21 protein-coding genes and 1 pseudogene are annotated in these 22,759 nt (G+C 64.2%); 13 read left to right on the top strand and 9 right to left on the bottom strand.

From position 1 onward, the window contains the following. Nucleotides 1-56 precede the first annotated feature (56 nt). Nucleotides 57-1,307 carry a flavin-dependent oxidoreductase gene (locus VGR99_RS10495; protein WP_326898268.1) on the top strand — a complete coding sequence of 417 codons (1,251 nt, stop codon included), beginning with the start codon at nucleotides 57-59 and terminating at the stop codon, nucleotides 1,305-1,307. Nucleotides 1,308-1,313: 6 nt separating this feature from the next. Here the strand turns inward: VGR99_RS10495 and VGR99_RS10500 are convergent, their stop codons facing one another. Together VGR99_RS10500 and VGR99_RS10505 are read right to left on the bottom strand one after the other, a co-directional pair. Next, nucleotides 1,314-1,772 (bottom strand): cupin domain-containing protein, encoded by a 459-nt coding sequence (locus VGR99_RS10500; RefSeq protein WP_194403459.1) that lies wholly within the window; start codon nucleotides 1,770-1,772, stop codon nucleotides 1,314-1,316. Nucleotides 1,773-1,802: 30 nt separating this feature from the next. Continuing rightward, entirely contained in the window at nucleotides 1,803-2,975 is a 1,173-nt protein-coding gene (locus VGR99_RS10505; protein WP_326898269.1) for an ABC transporter substrate-binding protein, read from the bottom strand. A 251-nt stretch (nucleotides 2,976-3,226) separates the two neighbouring features. On the opposite strand from VGR99_RS10505, the gene VGR99_RS10510 reads away from it, so the two are divergent. The 3 genes from VGR99_RS10510 (at nucleotide 3,227) to VGR99_RS10520 (ending at nucleotide 6,068) form a co-directional block, all read left to right on the top strand. Next, nucleotides 3,227-3,745, top strand: coding sequence for a MarR family transcriptional regulator (locus VGR99_RS10510; RefSeq protein ID WP_326898270.1), 519 nt, complete (start codon nucleotides 3,227-3,229; stop codon nucleotides 3,743-3,745). Nucleotides 3,746-3,896: 151 nt separating this feature from the next. Beyond that, the gene (locus tag VGR99_RS10515; RefSeq protein ID WP_326898271.1) at nucleotides 3,897-5,588 is read left to right on the top strand and encodes a benzoate-CoA ligase family protein; all 1,692 of its coding nucleotides are present in this window, start codon (nucleotides 3,897-3,899) and stop codon (nucleotides 5,586-5,588) included. A 21-nt stretch (nucleotides 5,589-5,609) separates the two neighbouring features. Beyond that, on the top strand, nucleotides 5,610-6,068 hold the full coding sequence (locus VGR99_RS10520; RefSeq protein ID WP_414645104.1) for a RidA family protein: 459 nt from the start codon (nucleotides 5,610-5,612) through the stop codon (nucleotides 6,066-6,068). 24 nt (nucleotides 6,069-6,092) lie between these two features. Here VGR99_RS10520 and VGR99_RS10525 read toward each other — a convergent pair whose 3' ends face one another. Next, nucleotides 6,093-6,821, bottom strand: coding sequence for a CBS domain-containing protein (locus VGR99_RS10525; protein ID WP_326898273.1), 729 nt, complete (start codon nucleotides 6,819-6,821; stop codon nucleotides 6,093-6,095). Between the two features lie 210 nt (nucleotides 6,822-7,031). Between VGR99_RS10525 and VGR99_RS10530 the strand changes: the two genes are divergently transcribed. Continuing rightward, nucleotides 7,032-8,852 (top strand): PHA/PHB synthase family protein, encoded by a 1,821-nt coding sequence (locus tag VGR99_RS10530; RefSeq protein WP_326898274.1) that lies wholly within the window; start codon nucleotides 7,032-7,034, stop codon nucleotides 8,850-8,852. A 117-nt stretch (nucleotides 8,853-8,969) separates the two neighbouring features. Here the strand turns inward: VGR99_RS10530 and VGR99_RS10535 are convergent, their stop codons facing one another. After that, nucleotides 8,970-9,938: a CHAD domain-containing protein gene (locus VGR99_RS10535; RefSeq protein ID WP_326898275.1), complete on the bottom strand. Its 969-nt coding sequence runs from the start codon at nucleotides 9,936-9,938 to the stop codon at nucleotides 8,970-8,972. 25 nt (nucleotides 9,939-9,963) lie between these two features. Beyond that, entirely contained in the window at nucleotides 9,964-11,487 is a 1,524-nt protein-coding gene (locus tag VGR99_RS10540; RefSeq protein WP_326898276.1) for an AAA family ATPase, read from the bottom strand. A gap of 191 nt (nucleotides 11,488-11,678) precedes the next feature. Here VGR99_RS10540 and VGR99_RS10545 point away from each other — a divergent pair, with 191 nt between their 5' ends. Together VGR99_RS10545 and VGR99_RS10550 are read left to right on the top strand one after the other, a co-directional pair. Further along, the gene (locus VGR99_RS10545) at nucleotides 11,679-12,512 is read left to right on the top strand and encodes a universal stress protein (protein ID WP_326898277.1); all 834 of its coding nucleotides are present in this window, start codon (nucleotides 11,679-11,681) and stop codon (nucleotides 12,510-12,512) included. A 71-nt stretch (nucleotides 12,513-12,583) separates the two neighbouring features. Further along, nucleotides 12,584-15,277: a bifunctional acetate--CoA ligase family protein/GNAT family N-acetyltransferase gene (locus VGR99_RS10550; protein ID WP_326898278.1), complete on the top strand. Its 2,694-nt coding sequence runs from the start codon at nucleotides 12,584-12,586 to the stop codon at nucleotides 15,275-15,277. A gap of 9 nt (nucleotides 15,278-15,286) precedes the next feature. Here the strand turns inward: VGR99_RS10550 and VGR99_RS10555 are convergent, their stop codons facing one another. Both VGR99_RS10555 and VGR99_RS10560 read right to left on the bottom strand, forming a co-directional pair. After that, on the bottom strand, nucleotides 15,287-15,775 hold the full coding sequence (locus VGR99_RS10555; protein ID WP_326898279.1) for a phage holin family protein: 489 nt from the start codon (nucleotides 15,773-15,775) through the stop codon (nucleotides 15,287-15,289). Then, the gene (locus VGR99_RS10560) at nucleotides 15,776-16,051 is read right to left on the bottom strand and encodes a hypothetical protein (RefSeq protein WP_326898280.1); all 276 of its coding nucleotides are present in this window, start codon (nucleotides 16,049-16,051) and stop codon (nucleotides 15,776-15,778) included. 173 nt (nucleotides 16,052-16,224) lie between these two features. Here VGR99_RS10560 and VGR99_RS10565 point away from each other — a divergent pair, with 173 nt between their 5' ends. Genes VGR99_RS10565 through VGR99_RS10575 form a run of 3 tightly spaced genes read left to right on the top strand, consistent with a single transcriptional unit; the run spans nucleotide 16,225 to nucleotide 19,238 of the window. Beyond that, the gene (locus VGR99_RS10565; RefSeq protein WP_326898281.1) at nucleotides 16,225-17,361 is read left to right on the top strand and encodes an ABC transporter permease; all 1,137 of its coding nucleotides are present in this window, start codon (nucleotides 16,225-16,227) and stop codon (nucleotides 17,359-17,361) included. Between the two features lie 2 nt (nucleotides 17,362-17,363). Next, complete coding sequence (locus VGR99_RS10570) at nucleotides 17,364-18,131, top strand: ABC transporter ATP-binding protein (protein WP_326898282.1); 768 nt, start codon at nucleotides 17,364-17,366, stop codon at nucleotides 18,129-18,131. 3 nt (nucleotides 18,132-18,134) lie between these two features. Further along, complete coding sequence (locus VGR99_RS10575) at nucleotides 18,135-19,238, top strand: ABC-type transport auxiliary lipoprotein family protein (RefSeq protein WP_326898283.1); 1,104 nt, start codon at nucleotides 18,135-18,137, stop codon at nucleotides 19,236-19,238. Between the two features lie 5 nt (nucleotides 19,239-19,243). Here the strand turns inward: VGR99_RS10575 and VGR99_RS10580 are convergent, their stop codons facing one another. Continuing rightward, nucleotides 19,244-19,561 carry a cytochrome c gene (locus tag VGR99_RS10580; RefSeq protein WP_326898284.1) on the bottom strand — a complete coding sequence of 106 codons (318 nt, stop codon included), beginning with the start codon at nucleotides 19,559-19,561 and terminating at the stop codon, nucleotides 19,244-19,246. 152 nt (nucleotides 19,562-19,713) lie between these two features. On the opposite strand from VGR99_RS10580, the gene VGR99_RS10585 reads away from it, so the two are divergent. From VGR99_RS10585 to VGR99_RS10595, 3 genes and pseudogenes are all read left to right on the top strand, one after another. After that, nucleotides 19,714-20,427, top strand: coding sequence for a Crp/Fnr family transcriptional regulator (locus VGR99_RS10585; RefSeq protein ID WP_326898285.1), 714 nt, complete (start codon nucleotides 19,714-19,716; stop codon nucleotides 20,425-20,427). 92 nt (nucleotides 20,428-20,519) lie between these two features. Then, on the top strand, nucleotides 20,520-20,648 hold the full coding sequence (locus tag VGR99_RS10590; RefSeq protein ID WP_326898286.1) for a hypothetical protein: 129 nt from the start codon (nucleotides 20,520-20,522) through the stop codon (nucleotides 20,646-20,648). A 272-nt stretch (nucleotides 20,649-20,920) separates the two neighbouring features. Then, nucleotides 20,921-21,650: pseudogene (locus tag VGR99_RS10595) on the top strand (Crp/Fnr family transcriptional regulator). 10 nt (nucleotides 21,651-21,660) lie between these two features. Here the strand turns inward: VGR99_RS10595 and VGR99_RS10600 are convergent. Beyond that, on the bottom strand, nucleotides 21,661-22,437 hold the full coding sequence (locus VGR99_RS10600) for a cyclase family protein (protein WP_326898287.1): 777 nt from the start codon (nucleotides 22,435-22,437) through the stop codon (nucleotides 21,661-21,663). Between the last annotated feature and the right edge of the window lie 322 nt (nucleotides 22,438-22,759).

Below are 22,759 nucleotides of genomic sequence, written 5' to 3' on the forward strand. Positions count from 1 at the left end.
GCGACTGCCCGTGCGACGTTAACCCCGTTGCCTGTGTATTGAGTGGAGTAAGGGCGATGAAGGCGATTATCGTCGGTGGCGGTATCGGAGGTCTCACCACGGCATTGATGCTGCGGTCGCGTGGCCTCGATTGCGAGATTTTCGAGCAGGCCGACACCATTCGCGAGCTTGGCGTCGGCATCAATACCCTGCCGCATGCGATGCGCGAGCTTGCCGGCCTTGGACTTCTTCAGAAGCTCGACGACGTCGCGATCCGCACCGACCAGCTCTACTATCTCAACCGCCATGGCCAGGAAGTCTGGCGCGAAGCGCGCGGCGTCGATGCCGGCCACGATGTACCGCAATTCTCGATTCACCGCGGCCGCCTTCAAGGCGTGATCCATCGTGCGGTCGAGGAGCGGCTCGGGCACGAAGCGATTCATACCGGCTGCCGCCTTGGCGCCTTCACGCAGGACGAAGGCGGCGTCACCGCCTACTTCTTCGATCGCGCCGGCGCGCACATCCACACCGCGCGCGGCGATATCCTGATCGGCGCCGACGGCATTCATTCGCGCGTGCGCGACACGCTGTTTCCGAACGAGGGGCCGCCGTGCTGGAACGGCCTGATGCTGTGGCGCGGCGCGCGCGACTGGCCGTTGTTCCTCACCGGCAAGTCGATGATCGTGGCCGGTGGCCTCAATGCCAAGGTGGTGATCTATCCGATCGCGGAGGGATCGAGCCCTGCGAGCCGTCTGACCAATTGGGCGGTGCTGGTGAAGGTCGGCGAGGGCAATGCGCCGCCGCCGCGCAGGGAGGACTGGTCGCGGCCGGGCCGGCGCGAGGAGCTGATGCCGCATGTGGCGCGCTTCTCGGTGCCCTATATCGACGTGAAGAGCCTGATCTCGGCCACGCCGGAGTTCTACGAATATCCGACCTGCGACCGCGATCCCTTGCCCTATTGGTCATCGGGACGCGTCACGCTGCTCGGCGATGCTGCTCATCCCATGTATCCGGTCGGCTCGAACGGCGCCTCGCAAGCGATCCTCGATGCGCGCTGCCTGGCCGACGCACTGGTGCGCGCCGAGCATCCGCGCCAGGCGTTGATGGAATACGAGAAGAAGCGCCTGCCGATGACGGCCGAGATCGTCCGCTCTAACCGGCGCGGCGGCCCCGAGGGCGTCATCGACGCCGTCGAGCAGCTTGCGCCCGACGGCTTCGACAATGTCGATAATGTCTTGAGCTATTCCCAGCGCGAGGCGATCGTGCGTGGCTACGCCACCAAGGCCGGCTTCGCCGCAGTCCCGGGACTTGCGGCGGTGCGCGCCTAAATAGTTTTAGCCGGCGCCGGGAGGCGGCGGCAGGAAGTGGATGTTGAACTCGGCGGCCATCGCCACGACGTCCTCCGGCTTCTGCTCCTTCATGTTGTGAAGGCCCCAGAACAGGTCGAACAGCTTTTTGGTTGGCGAGACCCAGAACAGCACCTTTGCGGTCTGCTCCGACTTGTTGAAGATGCCGTGCGGCACGCCCATGCCGAGCCGGATCAGATCGCCGGCGGTCGCCTGCGCCTCCGAATTGCCCAGCACGAAATCGAGCTTGCCCTCCAGCATGTAGAGATACTCATCCTGATCGGGATGGATGTGCGGTGGCACGAACGTGCCTGGGGGCAAGGTCGCGTGCCAGGAGAAGCTGTGCTCGGTCTTGCTCTTCGGCACATAGGTCTGGCCGAGGATATTCCAGGAAATGCCCTGGATCCCCTCATTGGCTCGCGTGATGCCGGTGATTTCGCTGCTCATTGGAGTCCTCCCTTAACGCGACGCGCGACCTTAGTTCGCCTTGCAGTCCTTGGCATAGTGGTCGCCGTAATTCTCGAAAACCTTCTGGACGATCTCGGTCTGGAATTTTCCGTCCGGACGCTTGGCGACCTTGGTCAGGTAGAAATCCTGGATCGGATAGCCGTTGGTGTTGAACTTGAAAGCGCCGCGTAGCGAGGTGAACTCGGCCTTCTTCAGCGCGGCTCCGACGGCGTCCTTGTTCGAGAGGTCGCCCTTCACGCCCTTGATCGCGCTGTCGATCAGCATCGCGGCGTCATAGGCCTGGAAGGCGTAGGTGCCGGGCACGACGTTGTAGGCGGCCTCATAGGCGCCGACGAACTTCTTGTTCTGGGGATTGTCGAGATTGGGCGCCCAGTTTGCGCCGCCGAACATGCCGACCGCCGCATCCTGTTGCGCCGGCAGGGTCGATTCATCCACCGTGAAGGCCGAGAGCACCGGGATGCTGTCGGCGAGGCCCGCCTGCCGGTACTGCTTGACGAGATTGACGCCGAGGCCACCTGGCATGAAGGTGAACAGCGCATCAGGCTTCTGCGAGGAAATCTTAGAGAGCTCCGGCTGGAAGTCGAGCGTGTTCAGCGGCATGTAGGATTCCTCGACGATCTCGCCCTTGTAGTCGAGCTTGAAGCCGGCCACCGAATCCTTGCCGGCCTGATAGTTCGGCACCATCAGGTACATGCGCTTGTAGCCGCGATCCTGCGCGACCTTGCCGAGAATCTCGTGGACCTGGTCGTTCTGGTACGACGTCACATAGAAGAACGGATTGCAGTCCTTGCCGGCAAAGGTCGAGGGGCCTGCATTGGGGCTGATCAGGAACACTTTCGATTCCGTCACCGGCCGGTGGATCGCCTGGAGGATGTTGGAGAAGATCGGGCCGACCACGAAGTCGACCTTGTCGCGCTCCAGCAGGCCCTTGACCTTGGTCACCGCTGCGTCCGGCTTGAGTTCGTCGTCGACTACGACGACCTCGACATCGCGGCCGCCCATCTTGCTGCCGAGATCCTTCACCCCGAGCGCAAAGCCGTCGCGGACCTGCTGGCCAAGCGCGGCGGCGGGGCCCGACAGGGTCACGATCACGCCCAGCTTGATCTTCTCCTGGGCGAGGGCGGGGCTCATTGCGGTGCCGAGCAGCAAGGCGGCCGCGGTCAGGGTCAATTGCGTTTTCATGATCTGTCCCTCGTGACGATCGGCCTGCGTTGCAGGCCGCGTACTCCAATTCCAAGCTTATGCCGATGATGGCTGCCGCGGCAAGCAAGCTCAAGGCGTCGCCATCCCGCGAGGGAGTGCGCATGCAAGCGGCACGCCAATTATTTGAAGCCTAAAGAAATTGACGTGCGGTCGATTGTTGCAGCTTTGGACTTGCGGCCGGCGCCGATTTATTTGAAGCTCAAAACGTTGGGGAATCCGTGCCGGCGCCAATGCCGCCCGTGAGTGATTGCACCGAAATGCTCGATTCCGAGACCAAGGCCGTCGAGACGCCAGAGGACCATGCCGAAGAGCTTCGGCTGTGGTTGCGCCTGCTCACCTGCACGACCCTGATCGAGGGGGAAGTGCGCGGTCGGCTACGACAGCGCTTCGACGTCACGTTGCCTCGTTTCGACCTGATGGCGCAGCTCGACAAGGCGCCTGACGGCATGACGTTGTCCGACGTCTCCAAGCGCATGATGGTGTCCAACGGCAACGTTACCGGCCTGGTCGAGCGTCTCGTGGAATCCGGACATCTCGACCGGCGCACCTCGGAGACCGACCGCCGGGTCCAGGTGATCCGCCTCACAAAGCTCGGCCGCGCCGAATTCCGCAGGATGGCCGCCGAGCATGAGACCTGGATTGCCGATCTCTTCGGCGACCTGACGCCGAAGGATGTGCGCGAGCTGATGCGTCTCCTCGCCAAGACCAAGGCCTCTGCGCAGAAATCGGCCGCACGCCGCCGTCCCTGAGCTTGCCGTCGGGCCGGTCCCGCCGATTCATCATCGCCACAAGAAAAAGCACGGGACGCCCAAAATCCGCTATTGCGTCGAATTATTTTAAGCCTAAAATGTTTTTCCAGATAGTGCTGCCGGGTGCTTTCCATGCGCAAAGGAGCGTGCGATGGCCAACGCCGCCAAGGTTCAGGTGACGGGTGCGAACGGCGGAGACGCTGCGACGGCCCACGTCGATACATTCGCACGGCAGCATCTGCCGCCACGCGAACTCTGGCCCGAGTTCATCTTCACGCGGCCGGAGCTGCATTATCCGCAGCGATTGAACTGCGTCAGCTATTTCCTCGACCGCTGGGTTGATGAGGGGCATGGCGATGCCCCCTGCGTCATCAGCCCCGCCGTCAGCTACACCTATCGCGAGCTGCAAGCGCTGGTGAACCGCATCGCCAACGTGCTGGTCGGCAAGCTGGGCCTCGTATCCGGCGGTCGTGTGCTGCTCAGATCGGCCAACAGCCCGATGATGGTTGCGACCTATCTGGCGGTGATCAAGGCCGGCGGAATTTGCGTGGCGACGATGCCGTTGCTGCGCGCCAAGGAGCTGTCCTATCCGATCCAGAAGGCGGAGATCACGCTCGCGCTCTGCGACGGAAAGCTCTCCGACGAGATGGACAAGGCGAAGCTGGCTGCGCCCGGTCTCAAGCACGTGGTCTACTGGGGCAATGGCGCTGCCGACTCGCTCGAGGCGCTCATTGCCGATGCGAGCCCGGAGTTCAGGGCAGTCGATACCGCCGCCGATGACATCTGCCTGATTGCCTTCACGTCGGGCACGACCGGCGATCCCAAGGGCACCATGCATTTCCACCGCGACATGCTGGCGGTGTGTGACGGCTACGCGCGCAACATCTTGCGGGCCGAGCAGAAGGATCGCTTCGTCGGCTCGGCACCGCTCGCCTTCACCTTCGGCTTCGGTGGCGTGCTGTTTCCGATGCACATCGGCGCCTCCTTCGTGGTGCTCGAGAAGACGACACCGGACGACATCCTGACGGCGATCGAGCAGTACAAGACCACGGTTTGCTTCACTGCGCCGACCGCATACCGCGCTATGATCGGCAAGCTTCCCGGTCGCGACATCTCCTCGCTGCGAAAATGCGTCTCCGCCGGCGAGACGTTGCCCAAGCCGACATTCGACGCCTGGCTCAAGGCGACCGGCATCAAGCTGATGGACGGCATCGGCTCGACCGAGATGCTGCACATCTTCATCAGCGCGACCGAGGACGAGATCCGTCCGGGCGCGACTGGCAAGCCGGTGCCAGGCTACGAGGCGAAGATCGTCGATGATTCCGGTGCCGACGTGCCACCAGGCACGATGGGACGCCTCGCCGTGCGCGGACCGACCGGCTGCCGCTATCTCGCCGATGAGCGGCAGCGAAAGTACGTCCAGGATGGCTGGAACATCACCGGCGATACCTACATGATGGATGCCGACGGCTATTTCTGGTACCAGTCGCGCTCCGACGACATGATCGTGTCGGCGGGCTACAATATCGCGGGCACGGACGTCGAGGCGGCGCTGCTGACGCATCCGTCCGTCGCCGAGTGCGGTGTCGTCGGTGCACCGGACGAGGCGCGCGGGATGATCGTGAAGGCCTATGTCATCGCCGCGCCCGGTGTGACGCCCGATGCTCAGCTCGCCGTCGAACTGCAGGAGCACGTCAAACGCGAGATCGCGCCGTACAAATATCCGCGTGCGATCGAGTTCGTGACGCAGCTCCCGAAGACCGAGACCGGCAAATTGAAGCGCTTTGCCTTGCGGCAACTGGCGCAGGCCGCAGCGACGTCCTCAGGCGTCGCGGCGGAATGAGAGAGGGATAGAGAATTGTCCGTGACGACGCCGAAAGGCCCGCAGCTCGCGGTGCTGCCGACCGCAGCCGAGGGCGACACGAGTTCGACGGTGAAGGTGCTGCAGCCGTCCGGCTGGCCGGTGCCGAAAGGCTATGCCAACGGCATGGCCGCCGAGGGGCGGATCGTCGTCACCGGCGGTGTGATAGGCTGGGATGTCGAAGAGCGTCTCGCAGATGGCTTTGTCCCGCAGGTCCGCCAGACCCTGAGCAACATTGCCGCGATTTTGGCCGAAGCCGGCGCGCGGCCCGAGCACCTCGTGCGCCTGACCTGGTACGTCGTCGATATGGACGAGTATCTGGCGAACCTGAAGGAACTCGGCAAGGTCTACCGCGCCATCTTCGGTGCGCATTATCCGGCGATGGCGCTCGTTCAGGTCGTCCGCCTGGTCGAGAAGGCGGCGCGCGTCGAGATCGAAGCCACCGCCGTCATTCCCCGCTAAGCCAGGCCTGGTCCGCGGCTCGTCTCAGCTCGCCTTGGCGAGATCATCGTCCTCGGGCGAGTTCAGATAGACGCCTGACATGGTGTCGACCCAGCAGAGATGGTCGTGAACCTTCTTCACGCCTTCGACATTCTCGGCTGCGACGACCGCGGCCTGCCGCGCGCGCTCTTCGGTGATGACGCCGCTGAGGTGAACGATACCGTCGCGGACGATGACGTTCAGCCCGAACGGGCACCAGTCGTTCTTCTCCATGGTGTCGATGATGCGGCTGCGGATGTGATCGTCGTCGGCGGTCGGATCTGGCACCTCGCGGGCGAGCCCTGCCACCGCCTGGAGCAGGTTGGCGCGGGAGACGATCCCGACGACCTTGTCGCCGCGGACCACCGGCAAGCGCTTCACGTTGTTCCGTTCCATGAGATCGACGATTTCCGCCAGCGCGGTGTCCTCGGTGATGGTGATGGGCGAAGCGGTCATCACCTCCGCGACCTTGCGGCCGTGCTCCTGGACGAAGTCGCTGGCGGACTGGCCCGGCCCGAGGATGAATCGCAACCAGCGTCCCCGCTTGCGCCCGGTGCCGATCTCGCTGCGGCGGATGAAATCTCCCTCCGAGACGACGCCGACCAGCTTTCCGGTCTCGTCAACCACGGTGAGGCCGCTGACGTGCCGCTTCAGCATGATGTTCGCCGCCTCGACGATGCTGGTGTCGGGGGTAACCGAAATGACCGACCGGGTCATGATCTGGTGGGCGCGCATGGAGAACTCCGCTGGCTTTCGAATTTCAATGCGAAAAACCTAGCTCGGTGGCCGGGATGCGGCTTGACCCAAGTCAAGTCGCCAGACCCGATTTGTCCTGGTTGCGAAATCGTGATCTCCCGCCGGGATTTGATGCAGCTCAACGCCCATCGGGAGCGTGGCCGTATCCTGCTGGCGACATAGAACGTAAGCCTGCAGGAACATTCAGCCATGAGCGTCGTGAAGATGTTTCCACGAGCCGACGAGCCACAGGCTCTCGCCGCCAATCCCGCCGTGGAGGCCCCTGCGACGATTCCCGAAAAGTCTCCAGGGAAACCGGTTGCCGCCAATATCGGGCCTGCGGAACCATATCCCGTTGACCGGGCGTTCCACGCGATGCTGGCCCGCTTCACGGGCGGAATTTCACCTGTGGCCCTGTCGCTCGCCTGGCTCGACTGGAGCTCGCATCTTGCGGCGGCGCCGCAGCGCCAGATGGACATTTCCCGCAACGTTCTTCGCGATACCGGCAGATTGCTGGAAGCTGCCGTGCACGCGACGTCGCAAAAGCCGTGGTCGGTGATCGAGCCACAGAAGCGCGACCGCCGCTTCAAGGATCCGCAGTGGGAAGTCGCGCCGTTCAATCTGTTGGCGCAGGCGTTTCTGCTCACGGAGCGCTGGTGGCACGATGCCACGACCGGCGTGCGCGGCGTCTCCCATGCCAATGAAGCCATCGTCGAGTTCGCGGTCCGTCAGATGCTCGACATGATGGCGCCGTCGAATTTCGCGACCACCAATCCGCAGGTTCTGGAACGGGCGTTCCAGAGCGGCGGGGAGAATTTCGTATTTGGCTGGCAGAACTGGTGCAGCGACCTGATGCGTATGCTTTCGGTTTCGAAGCCTGCGGGCGACGAGCAGTTCGTCGTCGGCAAGGCGGTCGCGGCTTCGCCCGGCAAGGTCGTCTACCGCAATGAGCTGATTGAGCTGATCCAGTACCATCCGACCACCGCGCAGGTGCGGCCAGAGCCGATCCTGATCGTCCCCGCCTGGATCATGAAGTACTACATCCTCGATCTGTCGCCGCAGAACTCGCTGGTCAAATACCTGACCGATCAGGGCTTCACCGTGTTCGCGATCTCCTGGCGCAATCCGGATGCGAAGGACCGGGATGTTGCCTTCGACGATTATCGCAAACGCGGCGTGATGGCGGCATTGGACACGATCGGGAGCATCGTGCCCGGCCGGAAGATCCATGCGCTCGGCTATTGCCTGGGCGGCACCTTGCTGTCGATCGCGGCGGCCGCCATGGCGCGCGGCGGCGATCATCGTCTCGGCACCATCACGCTCCTGGCCGCCCAGACCGACTTCACCGAGGCTGGCGAATTGACGCTTTTCATCAACGAGAGCCAGGTCGCCTTCCTCGAAGACGTGATGTGGCAGCGCGGCTATCTCGACACCTCGCAGATGGCCGGTGCGTTCGCGCTCCTGCGCTCCAACGATCTGATCTGGTCGCGACTGTCGCGCGATTACCTGATGGGAGAAGCGGCGGCGCCGAACGACCTGATGGCCTGGAATGCCGACGCCACGCGGCTGCCCTATCGCATGCATTCGGAGTATTTGCGCAAACTGTTCCTCGATAATGATCTGGCCGAGGGCCGCTATCGCGTCGAGGACAAGGCGATCTCGCTGTCCGACATCCATGCGCCGATGTTCGTGGTCGGCACGCTCGCAGACCACGTCGCGCCGTGGCGATCCGTCTACAAGATTCACTATCAGGCCGATGCCGACGTGACCTTCCTGTTGACCAGCGGCGGACACAATGCCGGCGTCGTCGCACCCCCGGACGAGCCTGGGCACAGCTATCAGGTCATGACCAAGGCAGCGGATGCGCCCTATGTCGGCCCGGACGAATGGCTGAAGCTGGCGCCGCATGTCGAGGGATCATGGTGGCCGGAATGGGCCGGATGGCTGGCGGCGCGCTCAGGCGTGCCTTGCGAACCGCCTCAGATCGGGAGCGATCTGCCCGACGCGCCGGGAGACTACGTCCACACCTAAAGCGCGATGAGATTTGGATGAATCGTCGTCGCGCTTTAGGCTGTTTTTTGAGCGGATCTTTTCGGAAAACCGCTGCGCAGTTTGCGCTAACGCGGCCCTTCGGGTCCGGATCATGCTTTAGTCCTCGGGCGCCGCATTCGGCGCGAGATCGGAGGAGCGGAACGGCTTGGCCTTGTCCAGCTTCCGATAGGCTTTCGAGGCGGTTCGGAGCAGCTTCTTTTCCCGCTTGCGGTCGAGGAAGCGAATGCCTGCCTCGGGGGCGGCGTCATTCAATGAGGCCGCCAGGGCCTGCCCGCGCGCATCGTCGTTCAATTGGCCGAGCGATTTTTGCGCCTTGCGCAATTGCTTGAGGATCGACTTCTGCTTCGTCAAGGATTCGTCGGCGAACAGGTCCTCGAGCGACTCGACCGAATAGGTCATCCGCTTGTTGAGCAGCCGCAGCTTGTGACGCTTTTCGACGTCGAGCTTGTGGAGCTTGCGTGCCTTCTTGAGCAGCGTCGTTTCCCACTCCGTAAGCTGCGCCGTGGCATGGTCGGCGAGCGGGCGGCGGCGCAGCCTGATGGCCTCCTTGCTGCGCCGGGTTGACCATGGGCCGCTCTCGATCCAGGCCGAGGTCTGCTCGACCAGCCGGCGGTACCGCGCAGATTGCAGCGCACGCGACAGCAGGCGATGGCTCTCGGCGCGCTTCTCGTCCCAATGCTGGAGCTCGGCTATCACGTCGAGCTCGCCGCCGCTCTCGGCGATGACCCGGTCGATCGCCACGTCGAGGTCGCGGACCATGCCGAGCTGGCTGTTGAGCCATTTCAGCTCGGTCCAGACTTGTGGGCGTAGCCCGTCATCGACCATGGGCGAGAAGAAGCGGATTGCGGTGCGCAGATGCGTCAATGCGATCCGGATCTGGTGCAGCGCCTCCGGGTCGCCGCGGCGGGTGCCGTCGTGCTGCGCGAGGACGGCATCGAGGTGGCGGCGGGCGATGATCCGGAATGCTGTGTCGCAGGCCATGCCGGGGCTGAGGCGGCCGGGCAGGACATTACGCCGCGCCACAGGCTTGGCGCGCGCGGTCGAATTCTTGGTGGGTCGCGCCATCCTTGCCCGCGCCAATCAAATCGCCTTAACTACCCGCTGCGATCGCGTCCCGGCAGCGCTGGAGCGTCTGCTCTTGTGTCCCGGATGCATCGATGCTCGCCCAACCGATATCGCCGATATTATAGTGCTCTTGCAGCGCGGCAACCTCTTGTGTGGCGTCGGATGCATCGCCGCGGCGGCCGCCGATTCGCGCCTGGCGGGTCGCGAGGTCGGCGACCAGGAATAATCCGTTGAGCGGCACGCCGCAGGCCCTGGCCAGCGCGGCCAGTTCGTCCCGTTCAGGCTCGCGTGCAAAGACGGCGTCGACGATGGCGGAATGGCCTTGCGCCAGCACCTGCCGGGCGCGCTGTATTAGCGTATCGTAGACGCGGGCCGTCACCTCGGGCCGATAGGTGGATGGTGGCAGCCGGTCGGTGTGCTCTACCCGAAACAGCTGCTTGCGGATGACGTCGCTGCGCAGCACGACTGCTCCCGGCTGCGGCGCGACGTGGGGCGCCAGCGCGCGGGCGAGGACGGACTTGCCGGTGCCCGACAATCCGCCGACCGCGATCAGGCGGGGCGCGGGAGGGTGCATCAGTGCCACGGCAAGATCGAAATAGCGGCGCGCCTCGCGAACAATACCGGTTCGATCGGTCCCCGGCCGCGCCAGCGCCACCTGGGCGCGGATCGCAGCGCGAATGGACATGAACAGCGGCAGGGCCGAGAGCGCATCGAGATTTTCCGGCGGCGTCGCTTCGAGATACTGGTTCAGGACGATATTGGCTGCGACCGGTTGATCGTGCCGCAGCAGGTCCATGAGCGTGAAGGCGAGATCGTAGAGCACGTCGACGGTTGCGATTTGCGCATCGAACTCGATGGCGTCGAACAGGACCGGCTTCTCGTCGATCGACACGATATTCGCAAGATGCAGGTCACCGTGGCAGCGGCGCACGAACCCCTGTCGGCCGCGCTGTTCGAGCAGCGGCCGCAGGCGCAGGAACGCCGCGTGCGAGGCTTCCGCGAGCCGTTCGATATCTTCAGCCTCGAGATCGTGGCCTTTTCGCAGGCCGTCACTGTTCTTGTCGATGAGGCCGGGGATGGAGGAAACCCATGCCTTGCCGTCGGCGCGAGATGCTGTCGCATGCGAGGCCACGATGGCGTCGGCCGCGGCCGAGGCAAGGTTCGCATCCAGCGGGCCTGTCTTCGCCAGATGATCCAGCGTCCGGCTTTCGTCGAAGCGCGACATGTCGACCGCATACTCGACGGGCCGGCCGCTTCCATCGACCTTCAGCGATCCATCCGCTTCCTCCGTGATCGCTACGACACGATGATAGATCTGCGGGGCGAGCGGCCGGTTGATCCTGATCTCCTCGTCGCAGGCCGCCTTGCGCTTCGCCAGTGTCGAATAATCGAGGAATGGAAACCGCACGGCCCGCTTGATCTTCAGTGCGCGCGTCCCGTCGAGCAAGACCGTGGCGGCATGCGTGTCGATCCGCTTCACGTCCGGATGGCTGACGGAATCGGTAAGCGCCGCAAAGATCCGGTCTTGGGTCGCGGAATCGTCTGTCATCCGTGCGGGCATTTCCAGATGTGTTGGAGGCGGTGCAGCCGCCGACCAGGTTAACCCTTAGAATACGCGCGCGGCCAGTCCTTGACCTCGGTCAATGCCCGTCTCGCGCCCTGCGCAGCCTGCCCGAGGCTTGATGAGGATCAAGGGTCTCCGCGCCAGCCATCCTATTCTGTCGGCCAAGGAGAATTCCGATGCCCATCAAGGACGTCTTTCTGCCGCTTGTCGGCCAGCCCCGCGGGCCGGCTCTTGCCGCGATCGAGAAATGCGTGGCAGTCGCTGCCGATCTCGGCGCCAGGATCAGCGCGCTTGCACTCGAAGACGAGGTCTTCGTGCGTCCTCAGGTGATACGCCCCGACGATGCGGCCTCCGTCGCGACCGACGCCGCGGCGGGGGATATGCAGCTCTTCCTGAACGCATTCACGAGTGCGGTCTCTCGCGCGAACATCCGGGGGCAAAGCCGATCGGCCAAGCTGCCGGAAGACCAGATCGCATCGATGCTGGCCGAGCATGCGCGCTTCAGCGATCTCACGCTGCTCCCTGTGAAGCCGCATGACAGCCGCACCGAGCACATCGTCGAGACGCTCCTGTTCGAGTCCGGCCGGCCGCTGCTGCTCTGCCCGGAACAGCATGTGGACGCGCTGCGACCCGAATTCGAGAACGTGATGATCGCCTGGGATCACTCCGCGCGCGCGGCGCGGGCGGTGGGCGACGCGATGCCGATCCTTCAGGCTGCAGCGTCGGTCCGCGTGCTGACGGTGGCGGACGACAAGACCGACGCGATCGAGCAATCCGGAGCCGCCCTCGTCAGCCATCTGAGGGAACACGGTGTCCTTGCCTCGTTCGAAACCACGAAGGGCAGCGGCAGCTCGATCGGCAAGGTGCTGGGAAGCTGGGCGAATTCCAATGCCATCGATGCTATCGTCATGGGCGCCTACCGTCATTCGCGCCTGAACGAGATCGTATGGGGCGGTGTGACAAAGACCGTCATTGGCCAGCCACCGTGCTGGGTTATGATCTCCCACTAGGCTCGTCGCAAATCTACCGGCCTCATTCTTCCAACCAGCGGAACCGCCGTCGACCGGGCGCATTTGTTGTCATGTCCACCTATCGCTTAAAGAACCTGCTGTCGCCGCATTCGGTCGCCCTCGTCGGGGCGAGCTCCCGTCCGTTATCCGTGGGACGCGCCGTTCTGGAGAACATTCGCAACGCCGGATTCCAGGGAAAGTTCGGCCTGGTCAATCCACGCCATGCCGAGATCGCCGGGATCGCTGCGATGAAGAGCCTGGACAGGCTGGACTTCGTACCCGAGCTCGTGGTCATCACCGCGCCGGCGGGGGAGGTTCCCGGCATCATTGATCAGGCTGGGCGTCGCGGCTCGGCGGGGGCGCTGATCGTTTCGGCAGGGCTCGGCCACGGGCCGGGATCGCTCCAGGAGGAGGCCGTTGCCGCGGCCCGCAAATACGGGATGCGGCTGATCGGGCCGAACTGCCTGGGCATCATGATGCCCGGCGTGAGCCTCAATGCCAGTTTTGCCGCGCATATGCCCGGGGCGGGAAATCTTGCCCTGATCTCGCAATCCGGCGCGATCGCCGCCGGCATGGTGGATTGGGCTGCTCAGCGCGGCGTCGGCTTCTCCGGCATCGTCACGATCGGCGATCAGATCGACGTCGATATCGCCGACCTGCTCGATTATTTCGCGATGGATCACAAGACCCGCGCGATCCTGCTTTATATCGAGGCCATCAAGGACGCGCGCAAATTCATGTCGGCGGCCCGTGCCGCGGCACGCGTCAAGCCGGTCGTCGTGGTGAAATCCGGCCGCATGGCGCAAGGCGCGAAAGCGGCCGCAACCCATACCGGCGCGCTCGCGGGCGCCGACGCCGTCTATGACGCGGCGTTCCGCCGCGCGGGCATTCTGCGGGTTTCCGATCTGCGCGAGCTGTTCGACTGTGCCGAGACGCTCGGCCGCGTCGAATCGCCGGCCGGAAAGCGCCTCGCCATTCTCACCAATGGCGGCGGTATCGGTGTTCTCGCCATCGACCGATTGGTCGAGCTTGGCGGAGTTCCGGCGTCGATCTCGGCGGATGCGCGCAAGAAGCTCGATGCCGTGCTGCCGCCGACCTGGTCGGGCGCAAATCCGGTCGACATCGTCGGCGATGCCGATGCAGCACGCTATGCCGCGGCGTTGCAGGTGTTGCTCGACGACCCCGACAACGATGCGGTCCTCGTGCTCAACGTGCAGACCGCGATCGCCTCGGCCGCCGATATCGCCGTGACCGTGACGGAGCTGGCTGGAAAATATCGCAAGAAGCAGGGCCGATGGGCCAAGCCTGTGCTGGCCGCCTGGGTCGGGGCGGATCAGAACATCATCCAGGCGCTCTCTGACGCTGGTATTCCGAATTATCCGACCGAGGACGATGCGGTGCGCGGCTTCATGCATCTGGTCCGGCACCGCGAAGTGGTCGAGGAGCTGAGCCAGGTTCCTCCCGCGATGCCCGACACGTTCGTGCCCGACGCGCGCGGCGCCAAGCAGATCGTCGCCGCAGCCATTGCCGACGGCCGCAAATGGCTCGAGCCCGTCGAGATCAAGCACCTGCTCGAAGCCTATGACATCGCGATGGTGCCGACTTACGCCGCATCCGACGTCGAGCAGGCGGTTGCTCACGCGGGAGAGATATTTGCACGAGGCGGGACCGTCGTCCTGAAGATCATGTCGCGCGATATCGTGCACAAATCCGACGTCGGCGGCGTCGTGCTCAACCTGACGACGCCGGATGCGGTGCGTGCCGCCGCCACCGACGTTCTCGCCAGGGCGAGGAAGCTGCGCCCCGAAGCCCGCATCGAGGGCGTCATCGTGCAAGCGATGGTAGTCAAGGCAAAGGCGCGCGAGTTGATCCTCGGTCTTGCCGACGATCCGACCTTCGGCACGGTCGTCGTTTTCGGTCGCGGCGGGACCGCGGTCGAGATCATCAATGACAAGGCCCTTGCGCTGCCGCCGCTCGACCTGCAGCTCGCCCGGGACCTGATCGACCGCACGCGGGTGTCACGGCTGCTGCGCGCCTACCGGGACGTTCCGGCGGTGAAGCCCGATGCCGTCGCCATGGTGCTGGTCAAGCTGGCGCAGATGGCCGCCGACATTCCCGAAATCCGCGAATTCGATATCAACCCGCTGCTCGCGGACGAAACCGGTGTGACCGCCGTCGATGCCCGGGTCGCGGTGGGGCCGCCGCAGCGGAAATTCGCCGGCTCCGGCCCGGCCAATTTTGCCGTTCGCGCCTATCCCTCTCAATGGGAGCGGCGCCTCAAGCTCAAGGACGACTGGCGCATCCTGGTGCGGCCCTTGCGCCCCGAGGACGAGCCGACCATCCACGAATTCCTGCGTCACGTGACGCCTCACGATCTTCGTCTGCGATTCTTTGCACCGATGAAGGAGTTCACCCACGAATTCATCGCGCGCCTGACCCAGCTCGACTATGCGCGGGCCATGGCGTTCATCGCATTCGAACAGGCCACCGGCGAGATGGTCGGCGTCGTCAGGCTCCATTCGGATTCGATCTACGAGAGCGGCGAATATGCGATCCTGCTGCGGTCGGATCTCAAGGGCAGGGGGCTTGGATGGGCCCTGATGCAGTTGATCATCGACTATGCGAGATCGGAAGGCCTGAAGGTCATATCGGGCGACGTGCTCAAAGAGAACACCGTGATGCTCGATATGTGCAGGCAGCTCGGCTTCGAGGTCAAGCCGGACCCGACCGAGCCCGACATCTGCGACGTCAGGCTCAAGCTCTGAGCGTGCGGGCTAGGAGCGCGCCTCGGCCGACGTTGCCGCGGCGCTCTCCTTGGCCGACTTCCGCAGGCTCTTCACGATGATTGCGATCAGCGGCACCAGCACCGGCACGATCGTGCTCAGCGGATGATGCACCGCCCCCGACACCTGGGCCTGGAGCGCGCGTGCCTCGATCTGCAGGGCCTCGATGGAGGCGCCGTGAATCTCATTGGCGAGCTCGATGTCGCGGCCGGAGGGCGACCGGCCGCCAATGACGAAGAGAACCGCTGCGATCGCGAAATTGACGGCACCGAGGATGGCGGCGGCCGCGATGGCACTCCAGATCTGCACCAGTGCGAAATAGGCCGACAGCTCCAGCATCAGAAGCCCGAATGCCGCGATGAGTGCTGCAAAGGCACGCAGGCCGAGGCCCGTCAACAGATGGCGCAGCCTGATCTCGGCGATGATCCTGTCGGTGCGCCACAGCGCGCGCAGATGTTTGACGACATTCTCCGTATTCACCTAGTGTCTCCTCAGCATGAAGCCGACGACCACGCCGAGCGCAAAGGCCGAGGCGAGGGACGTGATCGGGCGATCTGCAATGAGGCCCTGAAGCTCCTCCTGCTCCTCGCTGACGGTCTCGCCGAGCTCGGCCAGCGCGGCCTTGATCTGGTCGGCCAGAGCCTCGGCCCGGTCTTTCGAGCTCTCGAACATCTCCTCGCCGGCCGTGCTCAGCAGGCGCGTGACGTCGACCTTCAACGTTCGCAGTTCTTCGCTCATTCTGTCGCTGTCGAACATGGATATGATGCCTCCATTGAATGGGGCGAACCTAGGCCCGCCGACGCGGCCGCGCTTGATTTGCGTCAAGGGAGGCGCGCGGCGGCGGTGTTGAGGCAGGTCAAACCGGCCGCCACATGCTGGCCTAGAAGTGGCGGCTGAATGGGGACCAATTGTCCCGATGAGGTGGAAGCGTGAACTCCGAACCGCTGTTGCTGGCGACGCCCTCTGGCGATGCGCTGAAATTGCGCCCGGAAGGGCCCTGGACCGCAGCGAACGTGACGATGCTTGAAACGCTGTCCCGATCGGTCGGGGCGGATGTCGATCGGTCCAGAGCCGTGACGCTCGACATGTCGGGCGTCAGCGCCCTGGACACGCTCGGCGCCTGGGTCCTGGAGAAGCTGTCGCGCAGGGCCGCGTCGTCAGGCAGATCGGCCGAATTCATCGGTGTCGCCGACCATTTCAGTGGCCTGATGGACGAGGTCCGCCAGGTCAATCGCCACACGCCGCCGCCTGCGGCCGCGCCAAATCCGGTGCTGCTCAGGCTTGGCGATCTCGGCAAATCCACGGTCGGTGCGCGCGAAGACATCACGATTTTTCTTCAAATGCTCGGCGCATTGTTCATGGCCGTGGTCGGCGTGCTGCGCCGGCCGCGCTCGCTGCGGCTGACATCGCTGGTCTACCAGCTCTACCGCATCGGCTGGCAGGCGATCCCCATCGTCGTGCTGATCACCTTCCTGATCGGGGCCATCATCGCCCAGCAGGGCTTCTTCCATTTCCGCCGGTTCGGCGCTGAATCCTACACCGTCGACATGGTCGGCATCCTGGTCCTGCGCGAGCTCGGCGTACTGATCGTCGCCATCATGGTCGCGGGACGTTCGGGCAGCGCCTACACCGCCGAGCTTGGTTCGATGAAGATGCGCGAGGAGATCGACGCGCTCTCGACCATGGGCCTCGATCCCGTCCATGTCCTGATCCTGCCGCGCGTTGCGGCTCTCGTCATCGCGCTGCCGATCCTGGCCTTCATCGGATCGGTCGCCGCGCTCTACGGCGGCGGTCTGGTCGCGCAATTCTACGGCGACATGGGACCGGCGATCTACATCGCGCGGCTGCATGAGGCCATCTCCGTCACCCATTTCGAGGTGGGCATCCTGAAGGCGCCGTTCATGGCGCTAGTGATCGGGATCGTCGCCTGCAGCGAGGGCTTGCGCGTGAAGGGCAGCGCCGAGTCGCTCGGACGGCAGACCACGACGTCGGTGGTGAAATCGATCTTCCTGGTGATCGTGCTCGACGGCCTGTTCGCGATCTTCTTCGCCTCGATTGGAATGTGACGATGGAGGTGACGCAAGAGGAGTTCGCGATCCGCGTCCGCGACCTCGTGGTTGGTTTCGGCCGTCAGACCGTGCTCAATCAACTGTCGCTCGACGTCCGCAGGGGCGAGATCCTTGGGCTCGTCGGTGCGTCCGGTGGTGGCAAATCGGTCTTGATGCGCACCATCATCGGCCTCATCCCGCGCCAGGGCGGCACAATCGAAGTGATGGGCCAGCCGATCGGCGGCCGCAAGGATGGCGCCGCCACGACATGGGGCATCCTGTTCCAGCAGGGGGCGCTGTTCTCCTCGCTGACGGTCCGGCAGAACGTCCAGTTTCCGCTGCGCGAAAATCTCGTGCTGTCGCAGGAACTGATGGACGAGATCGCGATCGCCAAGCTAGAGATGGTGGGGCTGCGAGCGCAGGATGCCGACAAATATCCGGCCGAGCTGTCCGGCGGCATGACCAAGCGCGTGGCACTGGCCCGCGCACTCGCGCTCGATCCGCCGATCCTGTTCCTGGACGAGCCGACCTCCGGCCTCGATCCGATCGCCGCTGGCGATTTCGACGCCCTGATCGGGACGCTGCAAAAAACCCTGGGGCTCACCGTCTTCATGGTCACCCATGATCTGGCGAGCCTGACCACGGTCTGCGACCGCGTCGCTGCGCTTGCCGACGGCAAGATCGTCGCGATTGGCCCGATGCGCGAACTGCTGCAATCCGAGCATCCCTGGGTGCGCGCCTATTTCCACGGCAAGCGCTCGCAGATGCTGCAACACGAAATGAGATGAGACATGGAAACCCGCGCTCCCTACGTGCTGATCGGCAGCTTCGTGCTGGCCGCCATTGTTGCGGTGTTCGGCTTCGTCTATTGGCTCAACAACACCGGCGGCATCGGGCCGCGCACGAATTACCGCGTGCAATTCCAGGGACCCGTGCCGGGCCTGCTGGTGGGCGCCGGCGTCCTGTTCAACGGCATCCGGGTCGGTGAGGTCACGCAGCTTGGCCTTGCGCCGGACAATCCGCGCTTCGTCAATGCGACGATCTCGGTTGCCGCCACCACCCCGGTGCGCACCGATACCAAGGTCGGGCTCGATTTCCAGGGGCTGACCGGCGTGCCCGTGGTGACGCTGGAGGGCGGCATAATCGTCGCCAAATCTCGCGAGCCGCTGACCTTGATCGCCGAGGCCGGTGCAGGCCAGAGCATGACGCAGGCGGCGCGCGATGCGCTGCGGCGGGTCGATAGCGTGCTGGAGGATAATTCCGGTCCGCTGAAGGACACCATGGCGAATCTGAAGACGTTCTCCGACGGGCTCGCGCGCAACACCGGCAAGATCGACGGCATTTTGGCGGGCCTCGAGAAGATGACCGGGGGCGGTACGCCCGCGCAGAAAATCACCTATGACCTGCGCACGCCTCAGAACCTCGGGCCGGCCGGCAAGACGCTCTCGGCGTCCTTGGCGATTCCCGAGCCGACTGCGGTTGCGATGCTCCAGACCCAGCGCATGCTGTTTTCGCCCGTTGGTGATAATCCGGGTTTTGCCGAATTCCTCTGGGCCGACAGCATCCCCAAGCTGGTGCAGGCGCGCCTGATCGACAGTTTTGAGAATTACGACATCGCCCACGCGCCCTTGCGCACGATCGATCTCGGCCAGGCGGACTACCAGCTCCTGATCGACATCAGGCGCTTCCGGATCGCCACCGAGGGCGAGACGCGGGTCGAGATCGGCCTGTCGGCGCGGATCGTCGACAAGAACGGCAAGGTGGTTGCGTCCCGCCTCGTCGAAACCAGCGAGAAGCTCGACAAGGTCGAACCGGCTGCCGCAGTCGCGGCGTTCGACGCAGCCTTTGCCCGCATTGCGAAGGAGCTGATCGGCTGGACGGTGCAGGCGGTCTGAGGCCGCTATTCCAGCGTCTTCAGGTAGGACAGCAGGTCGTGGATCTCGCCAGGGGTGAGCTCGAAGGCGGGCATGTCGGGATGGCCGGTCGAGATGCCTTCGGCCAGCGCCTCCTGGAGGGCCTCGATCGGATAACGCTGGTGCAGCGTGCGCAGCGGCGGCGCGATCCCGAGTGGGCTCTTCGAGACCCGGTCGATCGCATGGCATCGGGCGCAATTGGCCCGCGCAAAGGCCTTGCCGCGCTGTTCGGCGGTCGGGGCCGCCAGCGCAGGCGTGATCAGGAGCAGCCCAATCAGGCCGTGGCGCAGCGCGGTTTGCAGCATGGAAAGCGATCCCCTCGAACTCTGGAATGAGAATAAGGCGGGGATGTCCGCCAAAATTGATCTGGGTCAATTGGGTTTGGCGCAGTGCAGTAAAATGCAGCCAGCGCGGTGGACCAGGCCCGATGCGGGGCAGCCGGCGCTTGGAGCGGTGGATGAAGGCTTCCGTGGTGACGATCGAGCCGGGCGGGCATTTCTGTAGCGATTGTGCGGTCCGCGACTTCGCGGTGTGTGCGTCGCTGGACCCGGCCGAACTCAGGGAATTCGAGCATCTGGGCCGCCGCGTCCATTTCGACGGGGGCGAGACCGTGTTCTCCGAGGAGGACATCACGACCTCGTTCTACAACCTCCTCGAAGGCGTCATGCGGCTCTACAAGCTGCTGCCCGATGGACGGCGGCAGATCGTGGGTTTCGCATTGCCGGGCGATTTCCTGGGGATGAATATTTCCGGCCGCCACAATTTCTCAGCCGACGCGATCGGCACCGTCACCGTGTGCCAGTTCGCAAAGGCGCCCTTTGGCCGTTTCATCGAGGACCGGCCGCATCTGCTCAGGCGAATCAACGAGCTGGCGATTCGCGAGTTGAGCCAGGCGCGTGACCATATGGTCCTGCTCGGGCGCCGCTCGGCGGACGAGAAGGTCGCGACGTTCCTGCTCGGCTGGCGCGAGCGGCTGGTTTCGCTCAAGGGCTCATCCGACACGGTTCCGCTGCCGATGAGCCGGCAGGACATCGCCGACTATCTCGGCCTCACCATCGAAACCGTCAGCCGCACCTTCACCAAGCTGGAGCGCCACGGGGTGATCGAGATCATTCATGGCGGCGTCAGCCTGCTCGATCCGGCGAAGGTCGAGGCCTTGGCCGCGGCCTGAAGCCTGGTCCTGCCCCCTCCCATTTTTGATCCCGATCAATGACGTCGGCCGCGTGCGGCCAATAATCCCCAAAACAAATCGGGGAGGGCATCATGCCGACTGACGCGCTGCTGGTGACGGTTATCGTCGTGGCGATCTTTGTTGCATTCGCCGGGGCTCTGGCTTGGGCGGACCGGCAGACCAGGCACCTCGATTCGGACGTCAGGCGCAGAAGCTCCTGAGATCACAATCGCGTTTTCTCGCACCTACGGTGGAGGCTTCCTTGGACAGCTCGTGGCTGTTCGGCAGCGCCTCAACGCAATGCGACGTGCATACCCGCAACTCTGCATCGACCGGGGCGCCATGGCTCATCCTTCGGATGCTGCCTTTGCGTCCCCCCGCGGCATTTTCGCCGTATTTGGCTCAAAACGTGCGCATGCTTTCCGGTTGAAAAGCCTGATAACGTTGACTACGCAGGAACTTCAGTGCCTCGCAGTCTTAGGAGCCCCGCGGCGTGCCTCAGGACAAGACCGGCGACCCCCGACAATCGGCGGGCAATAAATTATCGGTCCTGCGCAAGCACCCGATCTTCGCGGATCTGGAGCCGGACGCGCTCGACCAGCTTTGCCGCTATGCCAAGCACACCATGGTGAAGCGCGGTGCGACGATCGCCGCCAAGGGCGATCCCGGGCAACAATCTGTTCGCGGTCATCGCCGGGACAGTCAAGATTTCCTCTTCGTCGCCGGATGGCCGGAATGCCATTCTCAATCTGATCGGTCCCGGAGAAATCTTTGGCGAGATCGCGGTTCTCGACGGTGCGCCGCGTTCGGCGGACGCGACCGCCAACACCAATTGCGAGCTCTACATCATCGACCGCCGGGACTTCCTTCCGTTCGTCAAGAGCCAGCCGGCGCTGGCGATGAAATTCATCGAACTGCTCTGCGCGCGCCTGCGCTGGACCAGCCAGCAGGTCGAACAGGTGATCCTGCAGAATCTCCCCGGTCGGCTCGCAAGCGCGCTGCTCGGGCTGACCGAAGAACGCAAGTTCGACTCCGGCAGCGGCACACTCGCGATCACGCAGCAGGAGATCAGCGAGATGGTGGGGATGACGCGCGAGAGCATCAACAAGCAATTGCGCGCCTGGGCCGGACGCAACTGGGTTCGGCTCGAGCACGGCGCCATCGTCGTGCTCGATATCGACGCGCTGCGCGAACTCGCCGAGAGCGGCCTCGACGGCGAATGACGACCCCGGTCTAATTTTCGATGATGGCGACCGCGCGGGTCCAGCCCGCGGAGGCGCGCTCGATCTTCACCGGGAAGCATGAGACCGTGAATCCGGTCGAGGGCAGCTTGTCGAGATTGTGCAGCTTCTCGAGATGGCAATAGCCGATGTGCCGTCCTGCCTTGTGGCCTTCCCAGATCAGGCCGGCGTCTTTTGTTTCCGCATATTTCCGCGCGGTGTAGACGAACGGCGCGTCCCAGCTCCAGCCGTCGGTGCCGGTCAGCCGCACGCCGCGTTCGAGCAGGTACATGGTGGCGTCATAACCCATGCCGCAGCCGGAGTTGACGTAATCGGCCTGGCCGAATTTCGCGCCGGCGCTGGTGTTGACGACGACGATCTCGAGCGGAGACAGCGCATGCCCGATGCGCTTGAGTTCCTTTTCGACATCGGCGGCCGTCACCACGTAGCCATCAGGCAGGTGCCGGAAGTCGAGCTTCACGCCGGGTTGAAAGCACCATTCCAGCGGCACCTCATCGATGGTCCATGACCGCTCGCCGCGGTTCATGGTCGGATGGAAGTGCCAGGGCGCGTCCAGATGCGTGCCGTTATGGGTCGACAGCGAGACTTGCTCGACTGCCCAGCCCTGTCCGTCCGGCAAATCCTGCGCCTTGAGGCCGTCGAAAAACTGCAGCATCCGCGGCAGGCCCTGCTGGTGATCGATATACTGGATCGTCGGGTGATTACCCGGCGGATCGGCGGTCACGTCGTTTCGGAGCGGCACGGAAATATCGATCAGCTTCCGCGGCATGGGCATGTCCTCGCGATGGTCCGTTCTGTTTCGGCGCATCTTGAGGGGGCCCGACCTGCGAGGTCAAGTCACGCGCCGGTGCGGATGCCTTCGGAAAATCGGTGCTGTCCGCTGCTTGCCGCCGGAAGTTTCGCCTGATCGATCGATGCAACTCCAGCATTGATCGATGCCGGATTTGGCTTGGACACAAAATGCCGCCCGCCCTACGGACGACACTGGCGAAATCGCGCTGATGGAGCGCGCATCGCACCGGGGGTAAGGCGGACCGTCTCGCCCAAACCTCCAAGCCGCAACCAATAGCGGTCGAGCCCGAATGAATGAG

It is taken from the genome of Bradyrhizobium sp., from assembly GCF_035935975.1.
GTDB lineage: Bacteria > Pseudomonadota > Alphaproteobacteria > Rhizobiales > Xanthobacteraceae > Bradyrhizobium.

Bases quoted from the DNA above. Each gene is read 5' to 3' on its own strand.
- VGR99_RS10495 (WP_326898268.1), top strand. From the start codon at position 57: ATGAAGGCGATTATCGTCGGTGGCGGTATCGGAGGTCTCACCACGGCA.
- VGR99_RS10500 (WP_194403459.1), bottom strand. From the start codon at position 1,772: ATGAGCAGCGAAATCACCGGCATCACGCGAGCCAATGAGGGGATCCAG.
- VGR99_RS10505 (WP_326898269.1), bottom strand. From the start codon at position 2,975: ATGAAAACGCAATTGACCCTGACCGCGGCCGCCTTGCTGCTCGGCACC.
- VGR99_RS10510 (WP_326898270.1), top strand. From the start codon at position 3,227: ATGCCGCCCGTGAGTGATTGCACCGAAATGCTCGATTCCGAGACCAAG.
- VGR99_RS10515 (WP_326898271.1), top strand. From the start codon at position 3,897: ATGGCCAACGCCGCCAAGGTTCAGGTGACGGGTGCGAACGGCGGAGAC.
- VGR99_RS10525 (WP_326898273.1), bottom strand. From the start codon at position 6,821: ATGCGCGCCCACCAGATCATGACCCGGTCGGTCATTTCGGTTACCCCC.
- VGR99_RS10530 (WP_326898274.1), top strand. From the start codon at position 7,032: ATGAGCGTCGTGAAGATGTTTCCACGAGCCGACGAGCCACAGGCTCTC.
- VGR99_RS10535 (WP_326898275.1), bottom strand. From the start codon at position 9,938: ATGGCGCGACCCACCAAGAATTCGACCGCGCGCGCCAAGCCTGTGGCG.
- VGR99_RS10540 (WP_326898276.1), bottom strand. From the start codon at position 11,487: ATGACAGACGATTCCGCGACCCAAGACCGGATCTTTGCGGCGCTTACC.
- VGR99_RS10545 (WP_326898277.1), top strand. From the start codon at position 11,679: ATGCCCATCAAGGACGTCTTTCTGCCGCTTGTCGGCCAGCCCCGCGGG.
- VGR99_RS10550 (WP_326898278.1), top strand. From the start codon at position 12,584: ATGTCCACCTATCGCTTAAAGAACCTGCTGTCGCCGCATTCGGTCGCC.
- VGR99_RS10560 (WP_326898280.1), bottom strand. From the start codon at position 16,051: ATGTTCGACAGCGACAGAATGAGCGAAGAACTGCGAACGTTGAAGGTC.
- VGR99_RS10570 (WP_326898282.1), top strand. From the start codon at position 17,364: ATGGAGGTGACGCAAGAGGAGTTCGCGATCCGCGTCCGCGACCTCGTG.
- VGR99_RS10575 (WP_326898283.1), top strand. From the start codon at position 18,135: ATGGAAACCCGCGCTCCCTACGTGCTGATCGGCAGCTTCGTGCTGGCC.
- VGR99_RS10580 (WP_326898284.1), bottom strand. From the start codon at position 19,561: ATGCTGCAAACCGCGCTGCGCCACGGCCTGATTGGGCTGCTCCTGATC.
- VGR99_RS10585 (WP_326898285.1), top strand. From the start codon at position 19,714: ATGAAGGCTTCCGTGGTGACGATCGAGCCGGGCGGGCATTTCTGTAGC.
- VGR99_RS10590 (WP_326898286.1), top strand. From the start codon at position 20,520: ATGCCGACTGACGCGCTGCTGGTGACGGTTATCGTCGTGGCGATCTTT.
- VGR99_RS10600 (WP_326898287.1), bottom strand. From the start codon at position 22,437: ATGCCGCGGAAGCTGATCGATATTTCCGTGCCGCTCCGAAACGACGTG.